At 53.0% G+C, this 24,385-nt stretch carries 18 protein-coding genes and 1 pseudogene; 15 read left to right on the top strand and 4 right to left on the bottom strand.

Annotated elements, in window-relative coordinates; genetic code table 11:
• Positions 1-4: 4 nt before the first annotated feature.
• The 4 genes from dnaK (at position 5) to nhaR (ending at position 5,451) form a co-directional block, all read left to right on the top strand.
• Complete coding sequence (gene dnaK / locus OGY09_RS11110) at positions 5-1,927, top strand: molecular chaperone DnaK (RefSeq protein WP_003829739.1); 1,923 nt, start codon at positions 5-7, stop codon at positions 1,925-1,927.
• Between the two features lie 85 nt (positions 1,928-2,012).
• Positions 2,013-3,146 carry a molecular chaperone DnaJ gene (gene dnaJ / locus OGY09_RS11115; protein WP_003829737.1) on the top strand — a complete coding sequence of 378 codons (1,134 nt, stop codon included), beginning with the start codon at positions 2,013-2,015 and terminating at the stop codon, positions 3,144-3,146.
• A gap of 206 nt (positions 3,147-3,352) precedes the next feature.
• Positions 3,353-4,519 (top strand): Na+/H+ antiporter NhaA, encoded by a 1,167-nt coding sequence (nhaA, locus tag OGY09_RS11120; RefSeq protein WP_008786152.1) that lies wholly within the window; start codon positions 3,353-3,355, stop codon positions 4,517-4,519.
• A 38-nt stretch (positions 4,520-4,557) separates the two neighbouring features.
• The gene (gene nhaR / locus OGY09_RS11125) at positions 4,558-5,451 is read left to right on the top strand and encodes a transcriptional activator NhaR (protein ID WP_032942332.1); all 894 of its coding nucleotides are present in this window, start codon (positions 4,558-4,560) and stop codon (positions 5,449-5,451) included.
• 54 nt (positions 5,452-5,505) lie between these two features.
• Here nhaR and OGY09_RS11130 read toward each other — a convergent pair whose 3' ends face one another.
• The 3 genes from OGY09_RS11130 to rpsT all read right to left on the bottom strand — a co-directional run bounded on the left by OGY09_RS11130 (position 5,506) and on the right by rpsT (position 9,681).
• Positions 5,506-7,545: a glycoside hydrolase family 31 protein gene (locus OGY09_RS11130; protein ID WP_032942333.1), complete on the bottom strand. Its 2,040-nt coding sequence runs from the start codon at positions 7,543-7,545 to the stop codon at positions 5,506-5,508.
• 43 nt (positions 7,546-7,588) lie between these two features.
• Positions 7,589-8,959: an MFS transporter gene (locus OGY09_RS11135; RefSeq protein ID WP_286590407.1), complete on the bottom strand. Its 1,371-nt coding sequence runs from the start codon at positions 8,957-8,959 to the stop codon at positions 7,589-7,591.
• Between the two features lie 458 nt (positions 8,960-9,417).
• Positions 9,418-9,681, bottom strand: coding sequence for a 30S ribosomal protein S20 (gene rpsT / locus OGY09_RS11140; protein ID WP_003018940.1), 264 nt, complete (start codon positions 9,679-9,681; stop codon positions 9,418-9,420).
• Positions 9,682-9,786: 105 nt separating this feature from the next.
• Between rpsT and OGY09_RS11145 the strand changes: the two are divergent.
• The 7 genes and pseudogenes from OGY09_RS11145 (at position 9,787) to rihC (ending at position 16,798) form a co-directional block, all read left to right on the top strand.
• Positions 9,787-10,002, top strand: a pseudogene (locus tag OGY09_RS11145) (DUF2575 domain-containing protein).
• 7 nt (positions 10,003-10,009) lie between these two features.
• Positions 10,010-10,948 carry a bifunctional riboflavin kinase/FAD synthetase gene (gene ribF, locus OGY09_RS11150; RefSeq protein ID WP_003829725.1) on the top strand — a complete coding sequence of 313 codons (939 nt, stop codon included), beginning with the start codon at positions 10,010-10,012 and terminating at the stop codon, positions 10,946-10,948.
• 37 nt (positions 10,949-10,985) lie between these two features.
• Positions 10,986-13,802, top strand: coding sequence for an isoleucine--tRNA ligase (ileS, locus tag OGY09_RS11155; protein ID WP_003829724.1), 2,817 nt, complete (start codon positions 10,986-10,988; stop codon positions 13,800-13,802).
• On the top strand, positions 13,802-14,299 hold the full coding sequence (lspA, locus tag OGY09_RS11160) for a signal peptidase II (protein ID WP_003018932.1): 498 nt from the start codon (positions 13,802-13,804) through the stop codon (positions 14,297-14,299). Before ileS ends, lspA begins: the two co-directional genes overlap by 1 nt.
• Positions 14,300-14,416: 117 nt before the next feature.
• Positions 14,417-14,866, top strand: coding sequence for an FKBP-type peptidyl-prolyl cis-trans isomerase (gene fkpB / locus OGY09_RS11165; RefSeq protein WP_003018929.1), 450 nt, complete (start codon positions 14,417-14,419; stop codon positions 14,864-14,866).
• A 1-nt stretch (position 14,867) separates the two neighbouring features.
• Positions 14,868-15,818 (top strand): 4-hydroxy-3-methylbut-2-enyl diphosphate reductase, encoded by a 951-nt coding sequence (gene ispH / locus OGY09_RS11170; RefSeq protein ID WP_003018925.1) that lies wholly within the window; start codon positions 14,868-14,870, stop codon positions 15,816-15,818.
• Positions 15,819-15,883: 65 nt separating this feature from the next.
• The gene (gene rihC, locus OGY09_RS11175) at positions 15,884-16,798 is read left to right on the top strand and encodes a ribonucleoside hydrolase RihC (protein ID WP_032942335.1); all 915 of its coding nucleotides are present in this window, start codon (positions 15,884-15,886) and stop codon (positions 16,796-16,798) included.
• On the opposite strand, the gene OGY09_RS11180 is transcribed toward rihC, so the two are convergent.
• Positions 16,799-17,707 (bottom strand): LysR family transcriptional regulator, encoded by a 909-nt coding sequence (locus tag OGY09_RS11180; RefSeq protein WP_032942336.1) that lies wholly within the window; start codon positions 17,705-17,707, stop codon positions 16,799-16,801. It abuts the gene before it with no gap.
• A gap of 92 nt (positions 17,708-17,799) precedes the next feature.
• Here OGY09_RS11180 and OGY09_RS11185 point away from each other — a divergent pair, with 92 nt between their 5' ends.
• From OGY09_RS11185 to carB, 4 genes are all read left to right on the top strand, one after another.
• Positions 17,800-18,432, top strand: coding sequence for a serine-tRNA(Ala) deacylase AlaX (locus OGY09_RS11185; RefSeq protein ID WP_032942337.1), 633 nt, complete (start codon positions 17,800-17,802; stop codon positions 18,430-18,432).
• 268 nt (positions 18,433-18,700) lie between these two features.
• Entirely contained in the window at positions 18,701-19,522 is an 822-nt protein-coding gene (dapB, locus tag OGY09_RS11190) for a 4-hydroxy-tetrahydrodipicolinate reductase (RefSeq protein ID WP_008786159.1), read from the top strand.
• A gap of 455 nt (positions 19,523-19,977) precedes the next feature.
• Positions 19,978-21,126: a glutamine-hydrolyzing carbamoyl-phosphate synthase small subunit gene (gene carA / locus OGY09_RS11195; RefSeq protein WP_003829709.1), complete on the top strand. Its 1,149-nt coding sequence runs from the start codon at positions 19,978-19,980 to the stop codon at positions 21,124-21,126.
• A 17-nt stretch (positions 21,127-21,143) separates the two neighbouring features.
• Positions 21,144-24,368 carry a carbamoyl-phosphate synthase large subunit gene (gene carB / locus OGY09_RS11200; RefSeq protein ID WP_003829707.1) on the top strand — a complete coding sequence of 1,075 codons (3,225 nt, stop codon included), beginning with the start codon at positions 21,144-21,146 and terminating at the stop codon, positions 24,366-24,368.
• The last annotated feature ends 17 nt before the right edge of the window (positions 24,369-24,385 follow it).

A 24,385-nucleotide genomic window follows, 5' to 3' on the forward strand; every position in this document is an offset into this window, starting at 1 on the left:
TTAGATGGGTAAAATTATTGGTATCGACCTGGGTACTACCAACTCTTGTGTAGCGATTATGGATGGCACTACTGCACGTGTGCTGGAGAACGCCGAGGGCGATCGCACCACGCCTTCTATCATTGCTTATACCCAGGATGGTGAAACTCTGGTTGGTCAGCCGGCTAAACGTCAGGCAGTGACAAACCCGCAAAACACCCTGTTTGCGATTAAACGCCTGATTGGCCGCCGCTTCCAGGACGAAGAAGTACAGCGTGATGAAGCCATCATGCCGTACAAAATCATCGGTGCTGACAACGGTGATGCATGGATTGACGTAAAAGGTCAGAAAATGGCACCGCCGCAGATTTCTGCTGAAGTGCTGAAAAAAATGAAGAAAACGGCTGAAGATTACCTGGGCGAACCGGTAACTGAAGCGGTTATCACCGTACCTGCATACTTCAACGATGCTCAGCGTCAGGCAACCAAAGATGCTGGCCGTATCGCAGGTCTGGAAGTAAAACGTATCATCAACGAACCGACCGCAGCGGCACTGGCTTACGGTCTGGATAAAGAAGTCGGCAACCGTACTATCGCGGTTTATGACCTCGGTGGTGGTACTTTCGATATCTCTATTATCGAAATCGACGAAGTTGACGGCGAAAAAACCTTCGAAGTTCTGGCAACCAACGGTGATACCCACCTGGGTGGTGAAGACTTCGACAGCCGTATGATCAACTACCTGGTTGACGAATTTAAGAAAGATCAGGGTATCGATCTGCGTAATGACCCGCTGGCGATGCAGCGTCTTAAAGAAGCCGCTGAGAAAGCGAAGATCGAACTGTCTTCCGCTCAGCAGACCGACGTGAACCTGCCGTACATTACTGCAGACGCGACTGGTCCGAAACACATGAACATCAAAGTGACCCGTGCGAAACTGGAAAGCCTGGTTGAAGACCTGGTTAACCGTTCTATCGAGCCGCTGAAAGTTGCTCTGCAGGATGCTGGTCTGTCTGTTTCCGACGTTCAGGACGTTATCCTGGTCGGTGGTCAGACTCGTATGCCGATGGTACAGAAGAAAGTTGCTGAGTTCTTCGGTAAAGAGCCGCGTAAAGACGTTAACCCGGACGAAGCAGTGGCAATCGGTGCTGCCGTTCAGGGTGGTGTATTGACCGGTGATGTGAAAGACGTGCTGCTGCTGGACGTTACCCCGCTGTCTCTGGGTATCGAAACCATGGGTGGCGTGATGACTCCACTGATCGCGAAAAACACCACTATCCCGACCAAGCACAGCCAGGTGTTCTCTACCGCTGAAGACAACCAGTCTGCGGTAACCATCCACGTGCTGCAGGGTGAACGTAAACGCGCCGCTGATAACAAAGATCTGGGTCAGTTTAACCTGGATGGTATCAGCCCGGCTCCGCGCGGTATGCCGCAGATCGAAGTTACTTTTGACATCGATGCCGACGGTATCCTGCACGTTTCCGCGAAAGACAAAAACAGCGGTAAAGAGCAGAAGATCACCATCAAGGCTTCTTCTGGTCTGAACGAAGAAGAAATTCAGAAAATGGTTCGCGAAGCAGAAGCGAACGCAGAATCTGACCGTAAGTTTGAAGAGCTGGTTCAGACTCGTAACCAGGGTGACCATCTGCTGCACAGCACTCGTAAGCAGGTTGAAGAAGCAGGCGACAAACTGCCAGCTGACGACAAAACTGCCATCGAGTCTGCACTGACCGCGCTGGAAACTTCTCTGAAAGGCGAAGACAAAGCGGATATCGAAGCGAAAATGCAGGCGCTGGCACAGGTTTCCCAGAAACTGATGGAAATCGCTCAGCAGCAGCACGCACAGCAGCAGGCTGGTGCAGCAGGCGCTGATGCTTCTGCAAACAACGCTAAAGATGACGACGTTGTCGATGCCGAGTTTGAAGAAGTGAAAGACAAAAAATAATCGCCCTTTGAACGGGTAATTACTGGCACGGGCGAAGAGGTTTCCTCTCCGCCCGTGCACGCATGTTAGGGGCAGATAAAAAGAGATGGCTAAGCAAGACTATTACGAGATTTTAGGCGTTTCCAAGTCAGCGGAAGAGCGTGAAATCAAAAAGGCCTACAAGCGCCTGGCCATGAAATTTCACCCGGACCGCAACCAGGGTGATAAAGAGGCCGAAGCCAAGTTTAAAGAGATCAAAGAAGCGTACGAAATCCTGACCGATGCGCAAAAACGTGCGGCTTACGATCAGTACGGTCATGCTGCGTTTGAGCAAGGCGGCATGGGCGGCGGCGGCGGTTTTGGCGGCGGGGCTGACTTCAGCGATATCTTTGGTGACGTGTTTGGCGATATCTTTGGCGGCGGTCGTGGTCGTCAGCGCGCCTCACGTGGTGCTGATTTACGTTACAACATGGATCTCACTCTGGAAGAAGCCGTGCGTGGCGTCACCAAAGAGATCCGTATTCCGACTCTGGAAGAGTGTGACGTCTGCCACGGTAGCGGTGCGAAGGCAGGTACTCAGCCACAGACCTGTCCAACCTGTCACGGTTCTGGTCAGGTACAGATGCGTCAGGGCTTTTTTGCCGTACAGCAGACCTGTCCACACTGTCAGGGCCGCGGTACGCTGATCAAAGATCCGTGCAACAAATGCCACGGTCATGGTCGTGTTGAGAAAAGCAAAACGCTGTCCGTTAAGATCCCGGCAGGGGTTGATACCGGCGACCGCATTCGTTTAGCGGGCGAAGGTGAAGCCGGTGAACATGGTGCGCCAGCAGGTGATTTGTACGTTCAGGTGCAGGTAAAACAGCACCCAATTTTCGAACGTGAAGGCAATAACCTGTACTGCGAAGTACCGATTAACTTTGCGATGGCTGCGCTGGGCGGCGAGATTGAAGTCCCAACGCTGGACGGTCGCGTGAAGCTAAAAATTCCGGGCGAAACGCAAACTGGCAAACTTTTCCGCATGCGTGGAAAGGGCGTCAAGTCTGTACGCGGTGGCGCTCAGGGCGACCTGCTGTGCCGCGTGGTGGTTGAAACCCCAGTGGGCCTGAACGACAAGCAGAAGCAACTGCTCAAAGATCTGCAGGACAGCTTTGGCGGCCCGACCGGCGAACAAAACAGTCCGCGCTCCAAAAGTTTCTTCGACGGTGTGAAGAAGTTCTTTGACGATCTGACTCGCTAATTCGCAGTTTTATCTCGAATAAAAAGCCTGGGACTGAAAAGTCTCAGGCTTTTTTATTTCTGTTTTCCGCTCGGAAAATCTTTATCGACTTACTCTGTATAGATCGTAAAAACCGATTTATCCATCATGAATAATCTAATTTTAACGAGCTTTTTGAGGGTGTAAGATAGTATTTACGAAGTATTCACCCAATAGAGAGAATAAAAGTGAAACATCTGCATCGTTTTTTTAGTAGTGACGCCTCGGGGGGCATCATTCTGATCATCGCAGCCGTGGTCGCTATGCTGATGGCAAATATCGGGGTTACCAGTGGATGGTACCACGCCTTTTTGGAAACGCCCGTTCAACTGCGGGTTGGCGCGCTTGAGATCAACAAAAATATGCTGTTGTGGATCAACGACGCGTTGATGGCGGTGTTCTTCCTGTTGATTGGTCTGGAAGTAAAGCGCGAGTTAATGCAAGGTTCGCTGGCCAGTCTGCGTCAGGCGGCGTTCCCGATCATTGCTGCTATCGGGGGCATGATTGTCCCGGCGCTGCTGTACCTGGCATTCAACTATGCCGATCCCATCACCCGTGAAGGGTGGGCGATCCCGGCGGCAACGGATATTGCTTTTGCGTTAGGTGTGCTGGCGTTGTTGGGCAGTCGTGTACCACTGGCGTTGAAAATCTTCCTGATGGCGCTGGCGATTATTGATGACCTCGGCGCTATCGTAATCATCGCACTGTTCTATACCAGCGACCTCTCGCTGCTGTCGCTGGGCGTTGCCGCGTGCGCAATCCTTGTTTTGGCAGGATTGAATCTGTGCGGAGTGAGACGCACCGGTATTTATATTCTGGTCGGCGTAGTGCTGTGGACTGCCGTACTGAAGTCTGGCGTGCATGCAACGCTGGCGGGCGTGATCGTGGGCTTCTTCATTCCATTGAAGGAAAAACACGGGCGTTCACCGGCGAAGCGACTGGAGCATGTTCTGCATCCATGGGTGGCATACCTGATCCTGCCACTGTTTGCTTTCGCCAACGCGGGCGTTTCACTGCAGGGCGTCACTATTGATGGACTGACCTCGATATTACCGCTGGGGATCATTGCCGGCCTGTTGATCGGCAAACCGTTGGGTATCAGTCTGTTTTGCTGGCTGGCGTTACGCCTCAAGGTGGCGCAATTGCCGGAAGGAACGAATTTCCAGCAGATTATGGCGGTCGGTATTCTTTGCGGTATTGGCTTTACGATGTCGATTTTTATTGCCAGCCTGGCGTTTGGCAACGTCGATCCTGAGCTGATTAACTGGGCAAAACTGGGGATCCTGATCGGCTCCTTGTTGTCGGCAGTGATAGGTTATTGCTGGTTACGTGCCCGGTTGAACGCATCAGCCTGACGGGATAACCCTTTCGTGGCAATTTTCAGGGAGAGAGTATGTCTCATATAAATTACAACCATCTGTACTACTTTTGGCATGTCTATAAAGAAGGGTCAGTGGTTGGTGCAGCAGAAGCGCTTTATCTGACACCGCAGACCATTACCGGGCAGATTAAAGCGCTTGAGGAACGCTTACAGGGAAAATTGTTTAAGCGGAAGGGGCGTGGGCTGGAGCCCAGTGAGTTAGGCGAATTGGTTTTTCGTTACGCGGATAAGATGTTCACCTTAAGCCAGGAAATGCTGGATATCGTGAACTACCGCAAAGAGTCTAATTTGCTGTTCGATGTCGGCGTGGCGGATGCGCTATCGAAGCAGTTGGTCAGCAGCGTACTGGATGCCGCTGTGGTTGAAGATGAACAAATCCATCTGCGTTGTTTTGAGTCAACGCACGAGATGCTGTTGGATCAACTCAGCCAGCATAAGCTGGATATGATTATCTCCGACTGCCCGATCGATTCTACGCAGCAGGAAGGGTTGTTCTCAGTGCGGATAGGCGAGTGCAGCGTGAGTTTTTGGTGCACCAAACCGCTGCCTGAAAAACCATTCCCGGCCTGCCTTGAGGAACGTCGGTTACTGATCCCAGGACGTCGTTCGATGCTCGGACGTAAGCTGCTGAACTGGATCAACTCACAAGGATTGAATGTCGAAATCCTCGGTGAGTTTGATGACGCTGCGCTGATGAAAGCGTTTGGGGCAACGCATAATGCTATTTTTGTTGCACCAACTCTGTATTCGCACAATTTCTATGCTGATGATTCTATTGTTGAAATTGGACGCGTAGAAAATGTGATGGAAGAGTATCACGCCATATTTGCGGAAAGAATGATCCAGCATCCGGCGGTGCAGCGTATTTGCAATGCGGACTACTCGGCATTGTTCAAGCCACAGTAGACATACTTACCGTATTACTTCCGGCTGCGGTACTCACCCGCAGCCGGTTTCATGCTATAGCCTCAATAAGCTACGATACTGCCCACCTTCGCGGATAAATACCGGAATTCTGTTCAATGGCGCGGCATAGTGCAACGTTTGCCCTCCCGAATAACTCTCGCCGGTCGTAAGATCCGTCCATGTTTCCCCTTCCGGTAGCCAGATATCACGTTCGCGCATACCTTCATGCATTACGGGGGCGATCAGCAGGTCAGGACCAAAACAGTACTGGTCGGTGATTGCCCAACTTGTTTCCTGTTCGGGGAAATCAAAAAACAGGGGGCGCATCACTGGCGTATTGTGCTTATGGGTTTCCTCCATCAGCGCTTTGATATAGGGCTTCAGTTTCTCTCGCAACGCCAGGCAACCCGTCAGTACGTCGCACACGTCCTCACCGTAGCTCCAGACTTCGTTCGGTGCACCGGTAGGACACTGGGCGATACCATCCCGGTACGGTTGTTCCGGTAAAATCTGCGGATCGCGGTTGCCGTGCAGACGCATCACCGGGCTAAATACGCCCCACTGGAACCAGCGGATCAGCAGTTCATGGAAATGTGGGTCGTGAATATTACCGCCATGAAAACCACCGATATCCGTCGTCCACCACGGTATCCCCGCGATTCCCATATTGAGTCCGGCGGCAAACTGGTTGCGTAGCGATCTAAACGAGGAGTGAATATCACCTGACCAGACCAGTGCGCCATACTTTTGACTGCCGGCCCAGGCGCAGCGTAGCAGGTTGATAACCTTGTCTTCACCATCGGCTTTCATACCATCAAAAAAGGTTTTGGCGTACATTCGCGGGTAGATATTGCCCACTTCCAGTACCGGCCCGGCATGGTAGCGATAGTTGTCATAGTCATAAACGCTGAACTCAGGTTCGGCTTCGTCTAACCAGAATAGCTTCACGCCTTTATCATAATAGTTGCGTTTGGCTTTTCCCCAGACGTAGTCCCGCGCACCCGGATGGGTAGCATCAAAGAAAGTGGTGTTGCCGAGGAAATCCATATTGATCGGCAAGCCACGTTCCGTTTGTACCAGCCAGCCGTTTTCGCGCATCTCCCGATAGCTTTCGGTGCGGTTATCCACCGTCGGCCAGACGGAGACCATCAGCTCAATTCCCAGCGATTTCAGCTCGGCAATCATGGCATCAGGGTCGGGCCAGTCGCGCGCATCGAACATCCAGTCACCCTGATTCGGCCAGTGAAAGAAGTCGATAACGATCACCGAGATAGGCAGATTGCGGCGCTTATATTCGCGGGCAACCTCCAGCAGCTCTGCCTGCGTACGATAGCGGAGTTTGCACTGCCAGAAGCCCATGGCGTAGTCCGGCATCATCGGCGGTGTGCCGGTAGCCAGCGCATATGCCCGGCTAATTTCTGCTGGGGTATCGCCAGCCGTGATCCAGTAGTCCAGCTGTTCGCTGACCTGTGCTTCCCATTCGGTAACGTTGTGGGCAAAGGTTACGCGCCCGACTGCCGGGTTGTTCCATAAAAATCCGTAGCCCAGACTGGAGAGCATAAACGGTACTGAGGCCTGGGAGTTACGTTGCGCCAGCTCAAGAACGCATCCTTTGAGATCCAGGTTAGCCTGTTGATACTGCCCCATACCATAAATTTTTTCCCCTTCGGTGGCTTCGAAGCGGGCTTTAAGTGAATATTTCCCACCCTGAATAGGTCGGAATTCGCGCCCTTCAAGGTTGAGTGCGCTGACGTACTGGCCGTGAGAAGATTCATCCTCGCCAATTTCGCCCCGCAGGCGCCAGAACTCCTGCAACAGAGGTTTGTGTGGATGGCGGTAAAAGGTAACTTGTCCTTTTTGATTGACGATAGCGATAATTTTGCCGTTGGTCAGCGTCGCCTGGTGGTGCTCATAATCAATGTGGCAGTGGCTTTCTGCGACTGGCTCAGTCAATGCCCAGTCTTCATTTCTCATTACCGGCAGATGACGGCCACTGCGTACGCGCAGGCTGTTCTCGCCCCAGGGTTCAATCCATAAATAGCGATCGTTTTGCTGCCAGACCAGGCGACGCGGGTCATGTTGCATAAATGGCATGGTGGTGCCTCCCATATTTCGAGGGTGAAGGTAAAGATCGTTTTTAGTTGATGGTTTCCAGATCGTGGCGAATCTTCTCTTCCATCGCTTCGTATTTACGAAAGAAAAGTAGTGGGATCGCTGCGAGCGCGAAGAGTAGGGCGGGTGCCCAGATAAAGGCCCAGGTAATTCCCTCCAGACCCGCAGCACTCTGGGCATGGTTGGGGACATAGCCAAAACTGTTCATGATCCAGGCAGCGAAAGCGGTACCGAGGCCACTACCCATCTTGATGCAGAAGGTGCTGCCGAAGGCGATAAGAATGCCGGTAGCCTTAATACCCGTCTTCCATGCGCCGAAGTCGACTGCGAAGCCCAGCATGGCAAACGGCATTGAGCAGGCGATACCGCTGCCGATATTGCCGAGTACCCAGGCGGCGATGAGAAAAGGAATGTTGTCCGCTGCCAGCCACATCATGACGCCGCCAAGCGCGGCGACCAGCAGACCGCCTACCCATATCCATGTTTTAGCCAGGTATTTGCTAAAGAAGAGGATAGCGATGATAAACAGGATCTGAATTGTCGCCAGGCTATTAATCAGCGGAACCAGATCTTTGCGGTCGAGATTGTAGGTCAGATAGTAGACAATCGTTGTGGAGCGTTGTTGTAGGGCAATCCAGAAGATCAGGTTTGCCAGCACCATCAGGATCCATGGCCAGTTGCCTTTCATTGCCGCAAAACTCTTTTTCATCGGCAATTTAGGTTCTTGTTGAATTTTATCCGTATTCATTTCTCGGATATTTTTAAAGGCGAAAAGCGTTAACGAACAGGATATTACGGCAAATATAATCGCCGTATAAATAAAACCCGCATGATCATTTCCGTTACCTAAAAAAGCAACTAACGGCAGTGCGGTCGCATTCATTAATAAAACCCCAATTTGCCCACCGGTCATTCGCCAGGAATTTAAAACCAGTCTTTCCTTAGGAGATAAGGTCATCAGGGGTAATATTGCACTGAGCGGTGTGTTAAGTCCGGTAAATAGAATGCTGGCAATCATATAAGATATTGCTGCATAGATAGCTTTTCCGGTCATACTGATATCAGGAGACCAAAATGACAGGGCGCTGAATACGGCAAAAGGTAATGGCAACCATAAAAACCAGGGGCGGCATTTACCGTAACGCGAACGCGTTTTATCGATGATGATCCCCCATATGGGGGCGTCTATGCCATCGACAATACGCGCCAGCAGCAGGATGACGCCTGCTACGGCGAGGCTAATACCTGCAACGTCTGTGTAGAAATATAAAATGTAAGTTGAACCGAAACAATACAGCAGATTACCCGCCACATCCAAAGAGCCGTAGCTAATACGCTGTAGTAAAGATAATGATGTTGACCCGCATGACTGGGTATCCTCAATAACAGAACTCATAATAATAACTCCGATACTGGAACGATACGCCCAGAAAAACAGCTTCTACTTTCCAAGCAAGTTTTAAATATTATTTTTTATGTCGTTACTGAATTTAACCTCAGATTAAAATGAGTGAGTAAGGTGTACATGAAAAGTAGTTAACCCTACCGCAGCAATCAATTATCAAATCTTACATCAGGATTGCGTTTATTCGTTTTTGAATGAACGATGTTTCTATTTGCTAAGGTAGTCACAGTTTTTTTAATAATGAAATAAAAAAAGGAAAACAGTGAAAGAAAATAACTTTCACGTATTACGCGACGCGACTGAGGAAGGGATAGCTGAAAAAACAGGCTGGTCAGGAAGAGTGTGAACGAGCGAGAACAACATCAGTGGCTAAAGAGAAAAACGTCAGATAGCAGGCATAAAAAAACCCGCTTGCGCGGGTTTTTCACAAAGCGACAACAAGCAGGCGATTAAGCCAGTTTGTTGATCTGTGCAGTCAGGTTTGCTTTATGACGTGCAGCTTTGTTTTTGTGGATCAGACCTTTAGCAGCCTGACGGTCCACGATTGGTTGCATTTCGTTAAATGCTTTCAGTGCAGTAGCTTTGTCGCCAGCTTCGATAGCTGCGTATACTTTCTTGATGAAAGTACGCATCATAGAGCGACGGCTAGCGTTGTGCTTGCGGGCCTTTTCAGACTGAACGGCGCGCTTCTTAGCTGATTTGATATTAGCCAAGGTCCAACTCCCAAATGTGTTCTATATGGACAATTCAAAGGCCGAGGAATATGCCCTTTTAGCCTTCTTTTGTCAATGGATTTGTGCAAATAAGCGCCGTTTAAATTGCAGCACTCGTTGCGTAGTGATGGCGCAGGATTCTACCAGCTTGCGTGGCGTGAATACAGCTTTTCCACGAGAAAAATTGCATTGGCGTGCCCGTGAAGGTCTGCAATTTGTTTCATAACAATGAAAACAATCCTCTTTCTGTTTCGTAGAAACAATCGCCGGTTAACGTTGACCGCGGTACAGGGTATACTTTCACGATTTTCACTGTTTTGAGCCAGACATGAAGCTGATACGAGGCATACATAATCTCAGTCAGGCCCCGCATGGGTGTGTGCTGACTATTGGTAATTTCGACGGCGTGCACCGTGGCCACCGTGCGTTGCTGCAGGGTTTACGGGAAGAAGGGCGCAAACGCAATTTACCGGTGATGGTGATGATTTTCGAGCCGCAGCCGCTAGAGCTGTTTGCGACCGACAAGTCTCCTGCGCGCCTCACTCGCCTGCGCGAAAAACTGCGTTATCTGGCGGAATGCGGCGTGGACTACGTGCTGTGCGTGCGTTTTGACAGGCGCTTTGCGGCATTAACGGCGCAGACCTTCATCAGCGATCTGCTGGTTAAGCGCCTTGGTGTACAATTTCTTGCCGTTGGTGATGATTTCCGCTTTGGCGCTAGCCGAGCGGGCGATTTCTTGTTATTACAGGAAGCGGGCGCTGAGTATGGTTTTGATATCACCAGCACCCAAACCTTCTGCGAAGGCGGTGTGCGCATTAGCAGCACTGCGGTACGTCAGGCGCTGGCAGAAGATAACCTGCAACTGGCCGAAAGCCTGCTTGGGCATCCTTTTACTATCTCAGGACGTGTCGTTCACGGTGATGAATTAGGGCGCACCATCGGTTTTCCGACGGCAAACTTACCGCTGCGTCGCCAGGTTTCTCCGGTGAAAGGGGTTTATGCGGTTGAAGTGATGGGACTGGGTGACAAACCGTTGCCCGGCGTCGCCAACATCGGCACCCGCCCGACGGTAGCAGGCGTACGCCAACAGTTGGAAGTGCATCTATTGGACGTTGTAATGGACCTGTATGGTCGCCATATAGATGTAGTACTGCGTAAAAAAATACGCAGTGAACAGCGATTTGCCTCGCTGGATGAGCTAAAAGCGCAGATTGCGCGTGATGAGTTGACTGCCCGTGAATTTTTTGGGCTAACAAAACCGGCTTAATGCCTATACGAGTTTTAAATACGGAACCGAGAATCTGATGAGTGACTATAAATCAACCCTGAATTTGCCGGAAACAGGGTTCCCGATGCGCGGCGATCTCGCCAAGCGCGAACCGGGAATGCTGGCGCGTTGGACTGATGATGACCTGTACGGCATCATTCGTGCGGCCAAAAAAGGCAAAAAAACCTTCATTCTGCATGATGGCCCTCCTTATGCGAATGGCAGCATTCATATTGGTCACTCGGTTAACAAGATTCTGAAAGACATTATCGTGAAGTCCAAAGGACTCACGGGTTATGACTCGCCTTACGTTCCGGGCTGGGACTGCCACGGTCTGCCGATCGAGCTGAAAGTAGAGCAGGAATACGGCAAACCGGGCGAGAAGTTTACCGCCGCTGAGTTCCGTGCCAAGTGCCGCGAATACGCAGCGACCCAGGTTGACGGTCAGCGTAAAGACTTTATCCGTCTTGGCGTACTGGGCGACTGGTCGCATCCGTACCTGACCATGGACTTCAAAACCGAAGCCAACATCATTCGTGCGCTGGGTAAAATCATCGGTAACGGTCACCTGCACAAAGGTGCGAAGCCGGTGCACTGGTGCGTTGACTGCCGTTCCGCGCTGGCGGAAGCGGAAGTTGAGTATTATGACAAAACCTCCCCGTCCATCGACGTGGCGTTCCACGCCGCCGATCAGGACGCGGTGAAAGCGAAATTTGGCGTTTCTGACGTCAACGGCCCGATCTCTCTGGTTATCTGGACCACTACCCCGTGGACGTTACCGGCGAACCGCGCAATCTCTCTGGCACCTGATTTTGACTATGCGCTGGTGCAGATTGACGGCCAGGCTGTGATTCTGGCGAAAGATCTGGTTGAAAGCGTCATGCAGCGTATTGGCGCGGCTGAATACACCATTCTCGGCACCGTTAAAGGCGCTGAGCTGGAACTGCTGCGCTTTACCCATCCGTTTATGGGCTTTGATGTGCCAGCTATCCTTGGCGATCACGTTACGCTGGATGCGGGTACCGGTGCGGTTCATACCGCTGGCGGTCACGGTCCGGATGACTACGTCATCAGCCAGAAATACGGTCTGGAAATCGCTAACCCGGTTGGCCCGGACGGCGCATACCTGGCGGGTACTTATCCGGATCTGGACGGTGTGAACGTCTTTAAAGCCAACGACAAAATCGTTGCGCTGCTGAGCGAAAAAGGCGCGCTGCTGCACGTTGAGAAGATGCAGCACAGCTACCCATGCTGCTGGCGTCACAAGTCACCGATCATCTTCCGTGCGACGCCGCAGTGGTTCGTCAGCATGGATCAGAAAGGCCTGCGCGCGCAGTCCCTGAAAGAGATCAAAGGCGTGCAGTGGATCCCGGACTGGGGCCAGGCGCGTATTGAATCGATGGTTGCCAACCGTCCTGACTGGTGTATCTCCCGTCAGCGTACGTGGGGTGTGCCGATGTCTCTGTTTGTTCACAAAGACACCGAAGAGCTGCATCCGCGCGCTATCGAACTGATGGAAGAAGTGGCTAAACGCGTTGAAGTTGACGGCATCCAGGCGTGGTGGGATCTCGATCCGAAAGATATCCTCGGTGACGAAGCTGACCAGTATGTCAAAGTCCCGGATACGCTGGACGTGTGGTTCGACTCTGGTTCAACCCACTCCTCCGTCGTGGACGTACGTCCTGAGTTTGCAGGCCATGCGGCAGATATGTATCTGGAAGGCTCTGACCAGCACCGTGGCTGGTTCATGTCATCTCTGATGATCTCCACCGCCATGAAAGGCAAAGCACCTTATCGCCAGGTACTGACTCACGGTTTCACCGTTGATGGTCAGGGCCGTAAGATGTCCAAGTCTATCGGTAACACCGTTTCTCCGCAGGATGTGATGAACAAACTGGGCGCGGATATTCTGCGTCTGTGGGTGGCTTCAACCGACTATACCGGTGAAATGGCCGTTTCTGACGAAATTCTGAAACGTGCTGCCGACAGCTATCGTCGTATCCGTAACACCGCGCGCTTCCTGCTGGCGAACCTGAATGGGTTCGATCCGGTTAAAGACATGGTGAAACCGGAAGAGATGGTGGTGCTGGACAGGTGGGCGGTAGGTTGTGCGCAAGCGGCGCAGGACGAAATCCTGAAAGCCTATGAAGCCTATGACTTCCACGAAGTGGTACAGCGCCTGATGCGCTTCTGCTCCGTCGAAATGGGTTCGTTCTACCTCGACATCATCAAAGACCGTCAGTACACCGCGAAAGCGGACAGCGTGGCGCGTCGTAGCTGCCAAACTGCGCTGTTCCATATCGCTGAAGCGCTGGTTCGTTGGATGGCGCCGATCATGTCCTTCACCGCCGATGAAATCTGGGGCTACCTGCCGGGCGATCGTGAGAAGTACGTCTTTACCGGTGAGTGGTACGAAGGTCTGTTTGGCTTAGGCGAAACCGAGGCGATGAACGACGCCTTCTGGGACGAACTGCTGAAAGTGCGTGGTGAAGTGAACAAGGTCATCGAACAGGCGCGTGCGGATAAGAAAGTCGGTGGTTCTCTGGAGGCTGCAGTGACCCTGTACGCTGAACCTGAGCTGGCGGCGAAACTGACCGCGCTGGGCGAAGAGTTGCGTTTTGTACTTCTGACCTCTGGTGCGACGGTTGCGGATTATGCAGCGGCTCCTGCTGATGCTCAGCAGAGCGAACTGCTCAAAGGTCTGAAAATCGTACTGAGCAAAGCCGAAGGTGAGAAATGCCCGCGCTGCTGGCATTACACTACCGACGTCGGCCAGGTGGCGGAACATGCAGATATCTGCGGACGCTGTGTCAGCAACATCGCCGGTGATGGCGAACAACGTAAGTTTGCCTGATGAGTAAGCCTCTTTGTTCAACAGGACTACGCTGGCTGTGGCTGGTGGTAGTCGTGCTGATTATCGATTTAGGCAGCAAATACCTGATCCTCCAGAACTTTGCTCTGGGGGATACAGTGTCGCTGTTTCCGTCGCTTAATCTGCACTACGCGCGTAACTATGGTGCGGCGTTTAGCTTCTTAGCCGACAGCGGCGGCTGGCAACGTTGGTTCTTTGCCGGCATCGCCATCGGTATTTGCGTCATCCTGATGGTGATGATGTATCGCTCGAAGGCGACGCAAAAGCTGAACAACATCGCGTATGCGTTAATCATTGGCGGTGCGCTGGGCAACTTGTTCGACCGCCTGTGGCACGGCTTCGTGGTTGATATGATTGACTTTTACGTCGGCGACTGGCATTTCGCGACCTTCAATCTGGCCGATACTGCTATCTGTATCGGCGCGGCATTGATTGTTCTCGAAGGCTTCCTGCCGTCGAAAGAGAAAAAAGCCGCATAAAAAAATGCCGGATGGCGCTATGCTAATCCGGCCTACAATATACTGCGATCCTTGTTTGCCCGGTAAGCGTAGCGCCACCGGGCAAACAGGCGGCAGCAATTTTAAAGAGCAACCTGCATGTCTAAATCAGTACAGAGTAACAGTGCGGTGCTGGTGCACTTCACCCTTAAGCTCGACGATGGCTCAACCGCAGAGTCAACCCGCAATAACGGCAAGCCTGCGCTGTTTCGCCTGGGCGACGGTTCTCTGTCTGAAGGACTGGAACAACACCTGCTGGGGCTAAAAGAAGGTGATAAAACCACTTTTGCTCTGGAACCGGATGCCGCCTTTGGCGTGTCAAGTCCGGACTTAATTCAGTATTTCTCGCGTCGGGAGTTTATGGACGCGGGCGAGCCAGAAATTGGCGCTATCATGCTCTTTACCGCAATGGACGGCAGTGAGATGCCTGGCGTGATCCGCGAAATCAACGGTGACTCGATCACGGTTGATTTCAACCATCCGCTGGCCGGGCATACCGTTCATTTTGATATTGAAGTGCTGGAAGTCGAACCGGCACTGGAGGCGTAAAATGCAGATCCTGTTGGCCAACCCGCGCGGTTTTTGCGCTGGCGTAGACCGCGCTATCAGCATTGTGGAAAACGCGCTGGCTATTTATGGCGCGCCGATTTATGTCCGTCACGAAGTGGTGCATAACCGCTATGTGGTGGATAGCCTGCGCGAGCGCGGTGCTATTTTTATCGAGCAAATCAGCGAAGTGCCGGATGGCGCGATCCTGATTTTCTCCGCTCATGGCGTATCTCAGGCGGTGCGTAACGAAGCCAAAGGCCGTGACCTCACGGTTTTTGATGCGACCTGCCCGCTGGTAACGAAAGTGCATATGGAAGTTGCCCGTGCCAGTCGTCGTGGCGAAGAATCCATTCTGATTGGTCACGCTGGGCACCCGGAAGTCGAAGGCACGATGGGCCAGTACAGCAACCCGCAAGGGGGAATGTATCTGGTTGAATCACCAGATGATGTGCTGAAACTGAATGTGAAAAATGAAGGAAAATTATCCTTCATGACGCAGACAACGCTTTCCGTTGACGACACTTCTGACGTTATTGATGCGCTGCGTCAACGCTTCCCGAAAATTGTCGGGCCGCGCAAAGACGATATCTGTTATGCCACCACCAACCGTCAGGAAGCGGTTCGCGCGCTGGCGGAACAGGCTGATGTTGTGCTGGTGGTCGGCTCGAAGAACTCCTCTAACTCCAACCGTCTGGCTGAACTGGCCCAGCGAATGGGGAAAGCGGCGTATTTGATTGACGATGCGACCGACATTCAGGAAGCGTGGGTGAAAGAAGCGAAGTGTGTGGGCGTGACGGCCGGAGCCTCGGCGCCGGATATCCTGGTGCAAAACGTGATTGCTCGCCTGCAAGAGCTTGGCGGTGGGGAAGCGATCCCACTGGAAGGCCGCGAAGAGAACATCGTTTTCGAAGTGCCGAAAGAGCTGCGTGTGGATGTTCGTGAAGTAGAGTAAGTCTTTCCGGTTACGATTATGAGAAGATGCCAGACTTAACGTCTGGCATTTTTTATGGAGAAACCATGCGCTTACCGATCATTCTTGATACCGATCCCGGCATTGATGATGCCGCGGCCATTGCCGCCGCGCTGTTTGCCCCTGAGCTGGATCTGCAACTGATGACCACGGTAGCAGGCAATGTGTCGGTGGAAAAAACCACCCGTAATGCGTTGCAACTGCTGCACTTCTGGAATGCGGATGTTCCGCTAGCGCAGGGAGCATCAATGCCGCTGGTGCGACCGCTGCGTGATGCCGCTTCCGTGCACGGCGAGTCCGGTATGGAAGGGTATGAATTTGTCGAGCACGACCGGCAGGCGATGGCAAAACCCGCCTTCCAGGCGATTCGCGATGCGCTGATGCATGCCCCGCAGCCCGTGACGCTGGTGGCAATTGGCCCGCTGACCAACATTGCGCTGCTGCTGACCCATTATCCTGAATGCGTATTCAACATTCACCGTCTGGTGATTATGGGCGGCTCTGCCGGGCGTGGGAACTTCACACCCAACGCCGAGTTTAATATTGCTATCGATCCCGAGGCCGCAGCGAAAGTCTTCCAGAGTGGGCTGGAGATTGTGATGTGTGGGCTGGATGTGACCAATCAGGCCATGCTCGCCCCAGACTATCTGGCGACGTTGCCTCAACTTAACCAGACGGGAAAAATGCTGCATGCACTGTTTAGCCATTACCGTAGCGGCAGCATGAATACGGGGCTGCGAATGCACGATCTGTGTGCCATTGCCTGGCTGGTGCGCCCGGAACTGTTTACCCTGCAGTCGTGTTTCGTGGCGGTTGAAACCCAGGGCGAATATACCTCGGGTACGACGGTGGTGGACATCGAAGGACGCTTGGGGCATCCGGCAAATGCGCAGGTTGCGCTGGATCTTGACGTTGAGGGATTCCAGCAGTGGGTGGCAGAGGTATTTGCCCGCGCGCTGTAATCAGGTGTTGTGCAACGGCACCTTCTCGCTGAGATAATCAATCATCGCCCGCATTCTGGCGGGCATATGTTGATTGCGCGTCCATAGCAGCCACAGTTCCCCGCTGTAGTCGCTGATAAATTCCCATTCTGGCAGTACCTGGACAATCTCGCCATTGGCGAGTGCCTCGCTGGCGGTGAACAGTGGCAGGCTGCCGATTCCCAGATCCTTTTTTACCGCGTCCAGACGTACACCGGTGTGGTTGGCGGCGTAGCGGCCATGAGTCTGAATGGTCTCCATGCGCTCACCGCGTCGAAACTTCCAACGTGAATCCGCAGGTGTCTCGCCAAGACTGATACAGCTATGCTCGCGCAGTGCCTGTGGATGCTCGGGCGTACCGTGCTTGCGTAAGTATTCGGGGGTTGCGCATATCACATGGCTGACCGGCATCAGCGGTTTCCCGTACAGGCCCGGGGAGGGCGACTGACTGATGCGCAGTGCAAGGTCGACGCCGTCGTCGATTAAATCCATATACCGGTCTTCCAGCCGAAGGCAGACGTCCACTTGCGGGTAGCGCGTAAAGAATTCGGCCATCAGTGGATGAATGACAAATCGCCCCACCGCTTTCGGCACGCTGAGGGTCAGTTGCCCTTGCGCGATGGTTTGTCGACTGCTGCCTGAGTCGACGGCCATTTGCGCCGCATGCAGCATTTCCTGCGCGTGTGCATACACAATTTTGCCCGTTTCGCTGAGCGCCAGCTTGCGCGTCGTACGGTGCAGCAGCTTACTGCCCAACGCCTTCTCGAGGCGTGAAGCGCTGCGGCTAATAGCGGAAGGCGTAGCACCCGAGGCTTTGGCGGCAGCGGAGAAGCTCCCCTGGTCGATAATCAACACAAAGGTGGCAAGGTCGGGAAGAAGGTTAGGATTCATTTGTGCGTACCAGGCAAAAATGCATTGAACCAGCGCAGGATTATCGCCGTCAGTAAAGTGAATATACTCTTCCCATCAAGAGGAGAGCAATCATGACTGAACGTCTTTATTACACCAGCGATAACACTGAAGGCCAGGCTAACTTACTGAGTTGCTCGGCTGAACCGGATGGACGGTACGCGGTGGTACTGGATAGAACCCTTTTTCACCCGCAGGGAGGCGGGCAGCCTGCGGATGCGGGCTGGATTGATGATGAGCGGGTTGAAACAGTCCTCGCGCGCGGTGACGATGTGGTGCACATCGTGGCAAAACCGCTCCTCCCCGGCATCGTGAACCTGTGTGTGGATGCCGCGTTGCGTCAACTGCACGCCCGCCTGCACTCGGCAGGACATCTTATCGGCCTGGCGGGTACAGCGTTTGGCTGGCTCCCGGTGAAAGCACACCATTGGCCCAATGAGGGGCGCATTACTTTCGCCGCCGGTGAAAACGGTACGTTACCGGATACGCTATCGCTGCAGGAGAAAATCAACGCCTGGCAGGCAGACAATCTCTCCAGACAAGTGACATTCACCGACGGGTTGCGGCAGGTTGGATTTGGTCCTCTCCTCGCTTATCCCTGCGGAGGGACGCATGTTGCCCATCTCTCTGAGATTGGACCGGTGACGATTACTCAGGTGAAGATGAAAAAAGGGCAAATGATCGTCAACTACACGCTCGTGCCATAAAACCACACTCGCGAAAATATCTACGCAGACTGGCTGATTTCTGCTCGTATTTCCGTCGTTTTCCCATCATTTTGCGCCATACTGAGTAAGTTTGACTTCTTTCCTGTGCTCCAGCAATGATTCATCCTGCGGGATGAATCATGTCTTTTACTGATATTCCCCTCTGTTTATCATTAAATTCTAATTATGGGTGTTTTCAGCTAGCGGCCTCCGGGCGCGCTGGTTACTCTGAAAACGGTTTACGCAATTTTTATAAAAGAGAATAGCTATGCATGAAGCACAAATCCGTGTCGCCATTGCCGGCGCCGGTGGCCGCATGGGACGGCAGTTAATCCAGGCCGCCATGGCGATGGAAGGTGTTCAATTGGGTGCCGCGTTAGAGCGCGAAGGCTCGTCCTTACTGGGAAGCGATGCCGGAGAATTAGCGGGGGCCGGAAAAACGGGCGTTACCGTGCAAAGCAGCCTTGACGCGGTGAAAGATGATTTCGATGTTTTCATCGATTTTACCCGCCCGGAAGGCACGTTGGCGCATCTGGCGTTTTGCCGCCAGCACGGTAAAGGGATGGTGATTGGCACCACCGGCTTTGACGATGCCGGTAAACAGGCTATTCGTGATGCCGCGCAGGAGATTGCGATTGTTTTCGCCGCGAACTTTAGCGTCGGCGTGAACGTTATGCTTAAGCTGCTGGAGAAGGCGGCGAAAGTGATGGGCGATTACACCGATATTGAGATTATTGAAGCTCACCACCGCCATAAAGTTGATGCGCCGTCAGGCACTGCGCTGGCGATGGGCGAGGCGATTGCCGGGGCGCTGGATAAGGATTTAAAAGAGTGTGCCGTCTATTCGCGTGAAGGTTACACCGGCGAGCGCGTACCGGGCACGATCGGTTTTGCCACGGTGCGGGCGGGGGATATCGTCGGTGAGCATACCGCGATGTTTGCTGATATTGGCGAGCGTATTGAGATCACGCATAAAGCGTCCAGCCGCATGACTTTTGCCAATGGCGCAGTGCGTTCGGCAATTTGGCTAAAATCAAAGTCAAATGGTCTTTTTGACATGAAAGATGTGCTTGATTTACGCAGTTTATAGCTTTCATTACCCTTCGTGATGTGGTTATTGTAATCATAATTATTTGATTGCATAGGGCAATATTTTATTGCCCTATTATTTTTCACTTTTTGGTGTATTTTTTCTTTAAGATTAGTGTTTTTATATGTTTTGTTGGGTGTTTGTGTTATCTCAATGTAAATTTTGACCAAATGGTCCACTTTTTTCTCTCCCGCATTCTGTTTTTACACTCTTTGCCTACCGCAAGCGTTTTCTACCCTGAGTTAGCTGATCTTTTTGCCTGTTAAATCGTGTGTTTTATCCCAGTGGCGCAAAATAATAATAAAAAAAGCCCTTTTGGGTAGACTTTTGTGTGAGCTATCTCTAGAATGCCGCCGTTTGCCAGAAATCCATAGGTAAGCAAATTTGCATTGATTCATGAGGTGTTAATGAATTAATATGCAAATAAAGTGAGTGAATATTCTCTGGAGGGTGTTTTGATTAAGTCAGCGCTATTGGTTCTGGAAGACGGAACCCAGTTTCACGGTCGGGCCATAGGGGCAACAGGTTCGGCGGTTGGGGAAGTCGTTTTCAATACTTCAATGACCGGTTATCAAGAAATCCTCACTGATCCTTCCTATTCCCGCCAAATCGTCACTCTTACTTATCCTCATATCGGTAATGTCGGCACCAATGAAGCCGATGCAGAATCTTCTCAGGTACATGCGCAAGGCCTGGTCATCCGCGACCTGCCGCTGATTGCCAGCAACTTCCGCGATACTGAAGACCTCTCTTCTTACCTCAAGCGCCATAACATTGTGGCGATTGCTGATATCGATACCCGTAAGCTGACGCGTTTGCTGCGTGAAAAGGGCGCACAGAACGGCTGCATCATCGCGGGCGATAACCCGGATGCGGCGCTGGCACTGGAAAAAGCAAAAGCTTTCCCAGGCCTGAACGGTATGGATCTGGCGAAAGAAGTGACCACCGCGGAGCCTTATAGTTGGACGCAGGGGAGCTGGACGCTAGCCGGTGACCTGCCGGAAGCGAAATCTGCCGATGAAATGCCGTTCCACGTTGTGGCTTACGATTTCGGCGCCAAACGTAACATTCTGCGTATGTTAGCGGACCGCGGCTGCCGCCTGACGGTTGTACCGGCGAAAACCTCAGCAGAAGACGTTCTGAAGATGAATCCGGACGGTATCTTCCTGTCCAACGGCCCTGGCGACCCGGCGCCGTGCGACTATGCAATTACCGCGATTCAGAAATTCCTCGAAACCGATATTCCGGTATTTGGCATCTGCCTCGGCCATCAGCTGCTGGCGCTGGCGAGCGGTGCGAAGACCATTAAGATGAAGTTTGGCCACCACGGCGGTAACCATCCGGTAAAAGATATTGATAACAATACCGTGATGATCACCGCACAGAACCACGGTTTTGCTGTAGATGAAGCTTCCATGCCTGCCAACCTGCGCGTGACCCACAAGTCACTGTTCGACGGCACCTTGCAGGGGATTCACCGTACCGACAAACCGGCGTTCAGCTTCCAGGGACACCCTGAAGCGAGTCCGGGTCCGCACGACGCTGCACCGTTGTTCGACCACTTTATCGAGTTAATTGAGCAATACCGTCAGTCCGCGAAATAATCAGGAGTAATAGAGCCATGCCAAAACGTACAGACATAAAAAGTATCCTGATTCTGGGCGCGGGTCCGATTGTTATCGGTCAGGCGTGTGAGTTTGACTATTCCGGCGCGCAGGCGTGTAAAGCCCTGCGTGAAGAGGGTTACCGCGTTATTCTGGTGAACTCGAACCCGGCAACCATCATGACCGATCCGGAAATGGCCGATGCCACTTACATCGAGCCGATTCACTGGGAAGTGGTGCGCAAAATTATTGAGAAAGAACGCCCGGATGCGGTGCTGCCAACCATGGGCGGTCAGACAGCGCTGAACTGTGCGCTGGAACTGGAACGCCAGGGCGTACTGGCTGAATTCGGCGTGACCATGATTGGCGCAACGGCGGATGCCATTGATAAAGCGGAAGATCGTCGTCGCTTCGATATCGCGATGAAAAAGATTGGTCTCGACACCGCACGTTCAGGCATCGCTCACACCATGGAAGAAGCGCTGGCGGTTGCCGCTGACGTTGGCTTCCCGTGCATTATCCGCCCTAGCTTCACCATGGGCGGCACCGGTGGCGGTATCGCCTATAACCGCGAAGAGTTCGAAGAAATCTGCGAACGCGGTCTGGATCTTTCCCCAACCAACGAGCTGCTGATTGATGAATCACTGATTGGCTGGAAAGAGTACGAGATGGAAGTGGTGCGTGATAAAAACGACAACTGCATCATCGTCTGCTCCATCGAAAACTTCGACGCGATGGGCATCCATACCGGTGACTCCATCACCGTAGCACCTGCCCAGACGCTGACCGACAAAGAATATCAAATCATGCGTAACGCCTCGATGGCGGTACTGCGTGAAATCGGCGTAGAAACCGGCGGCTCTAACGTCCAGTTTGCGGTAAACCCGAAAAACGGTCGCCTGATTGTCATCGAGATGAACCCGCGCGTGTCCCGCTCCTCGGCGCTGGCGTCCAAAGCTACCGGCTTCCCGATTGCGAAAGTTGCCGCCAAGCTGGCCGTAGGTTACACCCTCGACGAACTGATGAACGACATCACCGGTGGTCGTACTCCGGCCTCGTTTGAACCGTCCATCGACTACGTTGTGACGAAAATACCACGCTTCAACTTCGAGAAATTCGTTGGTGCTAACGACCGCCTGACCACGCAGATGAAATCTGTCGGTGAAGTGATGGCGATTGGTCGTACCCAGCAGGAATCGTTGCAGAAAGCGCTGCGCGGTCTGGAAGTGGGCGCAACCGGCTTCGACCCGAAAGTAAGCCTCGACGATCCGGAAGCATTGACCAAAATCCGCCGCGAGCTGAAAGACGCTGGCGCTGAGCGTATCTGGTACATCGCCGATGCCTTCCGTGCTGGCCTGTCCGTCGATGGCGTGTTCAATCTGACCAACATCGACCGCTGGTTCCTGGTGCAGATTGAAGAGCTGGTACGTCTGGAAGAAAAAGTCACCGACCTTGGCATCAACGGCCTCGACGCTGACTTCCTGCGCGTACTGAAGCGCAAAGGCTTCGCCGATGCGCGTCTGGCGAAACTGGCCGGCGTTCGCGAAGCGGAAATCCGCAAACTGCGCGACCAGTACAATCTGCACCCGGTCTACAAACGCGTGGATACCTGTGCGGCAGAATTTGCCACCGACACCGCTTACATGTACTCCACCTATGAAGATGAGTGCGAAGCGAACCCGTCCGTTGACCGCGATAAAATCATGGTGTTGGGCGGTGGTCCAAACCGTATCGGTCAGGGTATTGAGTTTGACTACTGCTGCGTACACGCCTCGCTGGCGCTGCGCGAAGACGGTTACGAGACCATCATGGTCAACTGTAACCCGGAAACCGTTTCAACTGATTACGACACCTCTGACCGCCTGTACTTCGAACCGGTCACGCTGGAAGACGTACTGGAAATCGTTCGTATCGAGAAGCCGAAAGGCGTCATCGTACAGTACGGCGGACAGACCCCGCTGAAGCTGGCGCGTGCGCTGGAAGCGGCAGGTGTACCGGTTATCGGTACCAGCCCGGATGCCATCGACCGCGCGGAAGACCGCGAGCGTTTCCAGCAGGCGGTTGACCGTCTGAAGCTGAAACAACCGGCGAATGCTACCGTAACGGCTATCGAACAGGCTGTTGAGAAGGCGAAAGAGATTGGCTACCCGCTGGTAGTGCGTCCGTCGTATGTTCTCGGTGGTCGCGCGATGGAAATCGTCTACGACGAAGCCGACCTGCGTCGCTACTTCCAGACCGCAGTCAGCGTTTCTAACGATGCGCCGGTACTGCTGGACCGTTTCCTTGACGATGCGGTTGAGGTGGACGTGGACGCTATCTGCGACGGTGAAATGGTGCTGATTGGTGGCATCATGGAGCACATCGAACAGGCGGGCGTGCACTCCGGTGACTCCGCATGTTCTCTGCCTGCTTACACCCTGAGCCAGGAAATTCAGGATGTGATGCGCCAACAGGTGCAGAAACTGGCCTTCGAACTGCAGGTTCGCGGTCTGATGAACGTCCAGTTTGCGGTGAAGAATAACGAAGTTTACCTGATTGAAGTGAACCCGCGTGCGGCACGTACCGTTCCGTTCGTCTCCAAGGCAACTGGTGTACCGCTGGCGAAAGTCGCGGCGCGCGTGATGGCCGGGAAAACGCTGGCACAGCAGGGCGTAACCAAAGAAGTTATCCCGCCGTACTACTCGGTAAAAGAAGTGGTGCTGCCGTTCAACAAGTTCCCGGGCGTTGACCCGCTGTTAGGGCCAGAAATGCGCTCTACCGGGGAAGTGATGGGCGTGGGCCGTACCTTCGCGGAAGCGTTCGCCAAGGCACAGCTGGGCAGCAGCTCCACCATGAAAAAACAGGGTCGTGCACTGCTCTCCGTTCGCGAAGGCGATAAAGAGCGTGTGGTTGACCTGGCAGCGAAACTGCTGAAGTTTGGCTTCGAGCTGGATGCGACGCACGGGACCGCGATTGTGCTGGGTGAAGCGGGTATCAATCCACGTCTGGTGAACAAGGTGCATGAAGGTCGTCCGCACATTCAGGACCGTATCAAGAATGGCGAGTACACCTATATCATCAACACCACCGAAGGTCGTCAGGCGATTGAAGACTCCAAGCTTATTCGCCGCAGCGCGCTGCAGTACAAAGTGCATTATGACACTACGCTGAACGGCGGTTTCGCCACAGCGATGGCGTTGAATGCCGATGCCACCGAGAAGGTAACCTCGGTGCAGGAAATGCACGCGCAGATCAAAAAGTAATAAACAAAAGGTCCGGT

The organism is Citrobacter sp. Cpo071, assembly GCF_030332765.1.
GTDB classification, from domain to species: domain Bacteria; phylum Pseudomonadota; class Gammaproteobacteria; order Enterobacterales; family Enterobacteriaceae; genus Citrobacter; species Citrobacter portucalensis.

Excerpts from the sequence above, each read along its gene's own strand:
- ispH (WP_003018925.1), top strand. The coding sequence starts at position 14,868 with ATGCAGATCCTGTTGGCCAACCCGCGCGGTTTTTGCGCTGGCGTAGAC.
- OGY09_RS11130 (WP_032942333.1), bottom strand. The coding sequence starts at position 7,545 with ATGCCATTTATGCAACATGACCCGCGTCGCCTGGTCTGGCAGCAAAAC.
- fkpB (WP_003018929.1), top strand. The coding sequence starts at position 14,417 with ATGTCTAAATCAGTACAGAGTAACAGTGCGGTGCTGGTGCACTTCACC.
- dapB (WP_008786159.1), top strand. The coding sequence starts at position 18,701 with ATGCATGAAGCACAAATCCGTGTCGCCATTGCCGGCGCCGGTGGCCGC.
- OGY09_RS11185 (WP_032942337.1), top strand. The coding sequence starts at position 17,800 with ATGACTGAACGTCTTTATTACACCAGCGATAACACTGAAGGCCAGGCT.
- ribF (WP_003829725.1), top strand. The coding sequence starts at position 10,010 with ATGAAGCTGATACGAGGCATACATAATCTCAGTCAGGCCCCGCATGGG.
- OGY09_RS11180 (WP_032942336.1), bottom strand. The coding sequence starts at position 17,707 with ATGAATCCTAACCTTCTTCCCGACCTTGCCACCTTTGTGTTGATTATC.
- carB (WP_003829707.1), top strand. The coding sequence starts at position 21,144 with ATGCCAAAACGTACAGACATAAAAAGTATCCTGATTCTGGGCGCGGGT.
- dnaJ (WP_003829737.1), top strand. The coding sequence starts at position 2,013 with ATGGCTAAGCAAGACTATTACGAGATTTTAGGCGTTTCCAAGTCAGCG.
- nhaR (WP_032942332.1), top strand. The coding sequence starts at position 4,558 with ATGTCTCATATAAATTACAACCATCTGTACTACTTTTGGCATGTCTAT.
- ileS (WP_003829724.1), top strand. The coding sequence starts at position 10,986 with ATGAGTGACTATAAATCAACCCTGAATTTGCCGGAAACAGGGTTCCCG.
- lspA (WP_003018932.1), top strand. The coding sequence starts at position 13,802 with ATGAGTAAGCCTCTTTGTTCAACAGGACTACGCTGGCTGTGGCTGGTG.
- OGY09_RS11135 (WP_286590407.1), bottom strand. The coding sequence starts at position 8,959 with ATGAGTTCTGTTATTGAGGATACCCAGTCATGCGGGTCAACATCATTA.
- dnaK (WP_003829739.1), top strand. The coding sequence starts at position 5 with ATGGGTAAAATTATTGGTATCGACCTGGGTACTACCAACTCTTGTGTA.
- rihC (WP_032942335.1), top strand. The coding sequence starts at position 15,884 with ATGCGCTTACCGATCATTCTTGATACCGATCCCGGCATTGATGATGCC.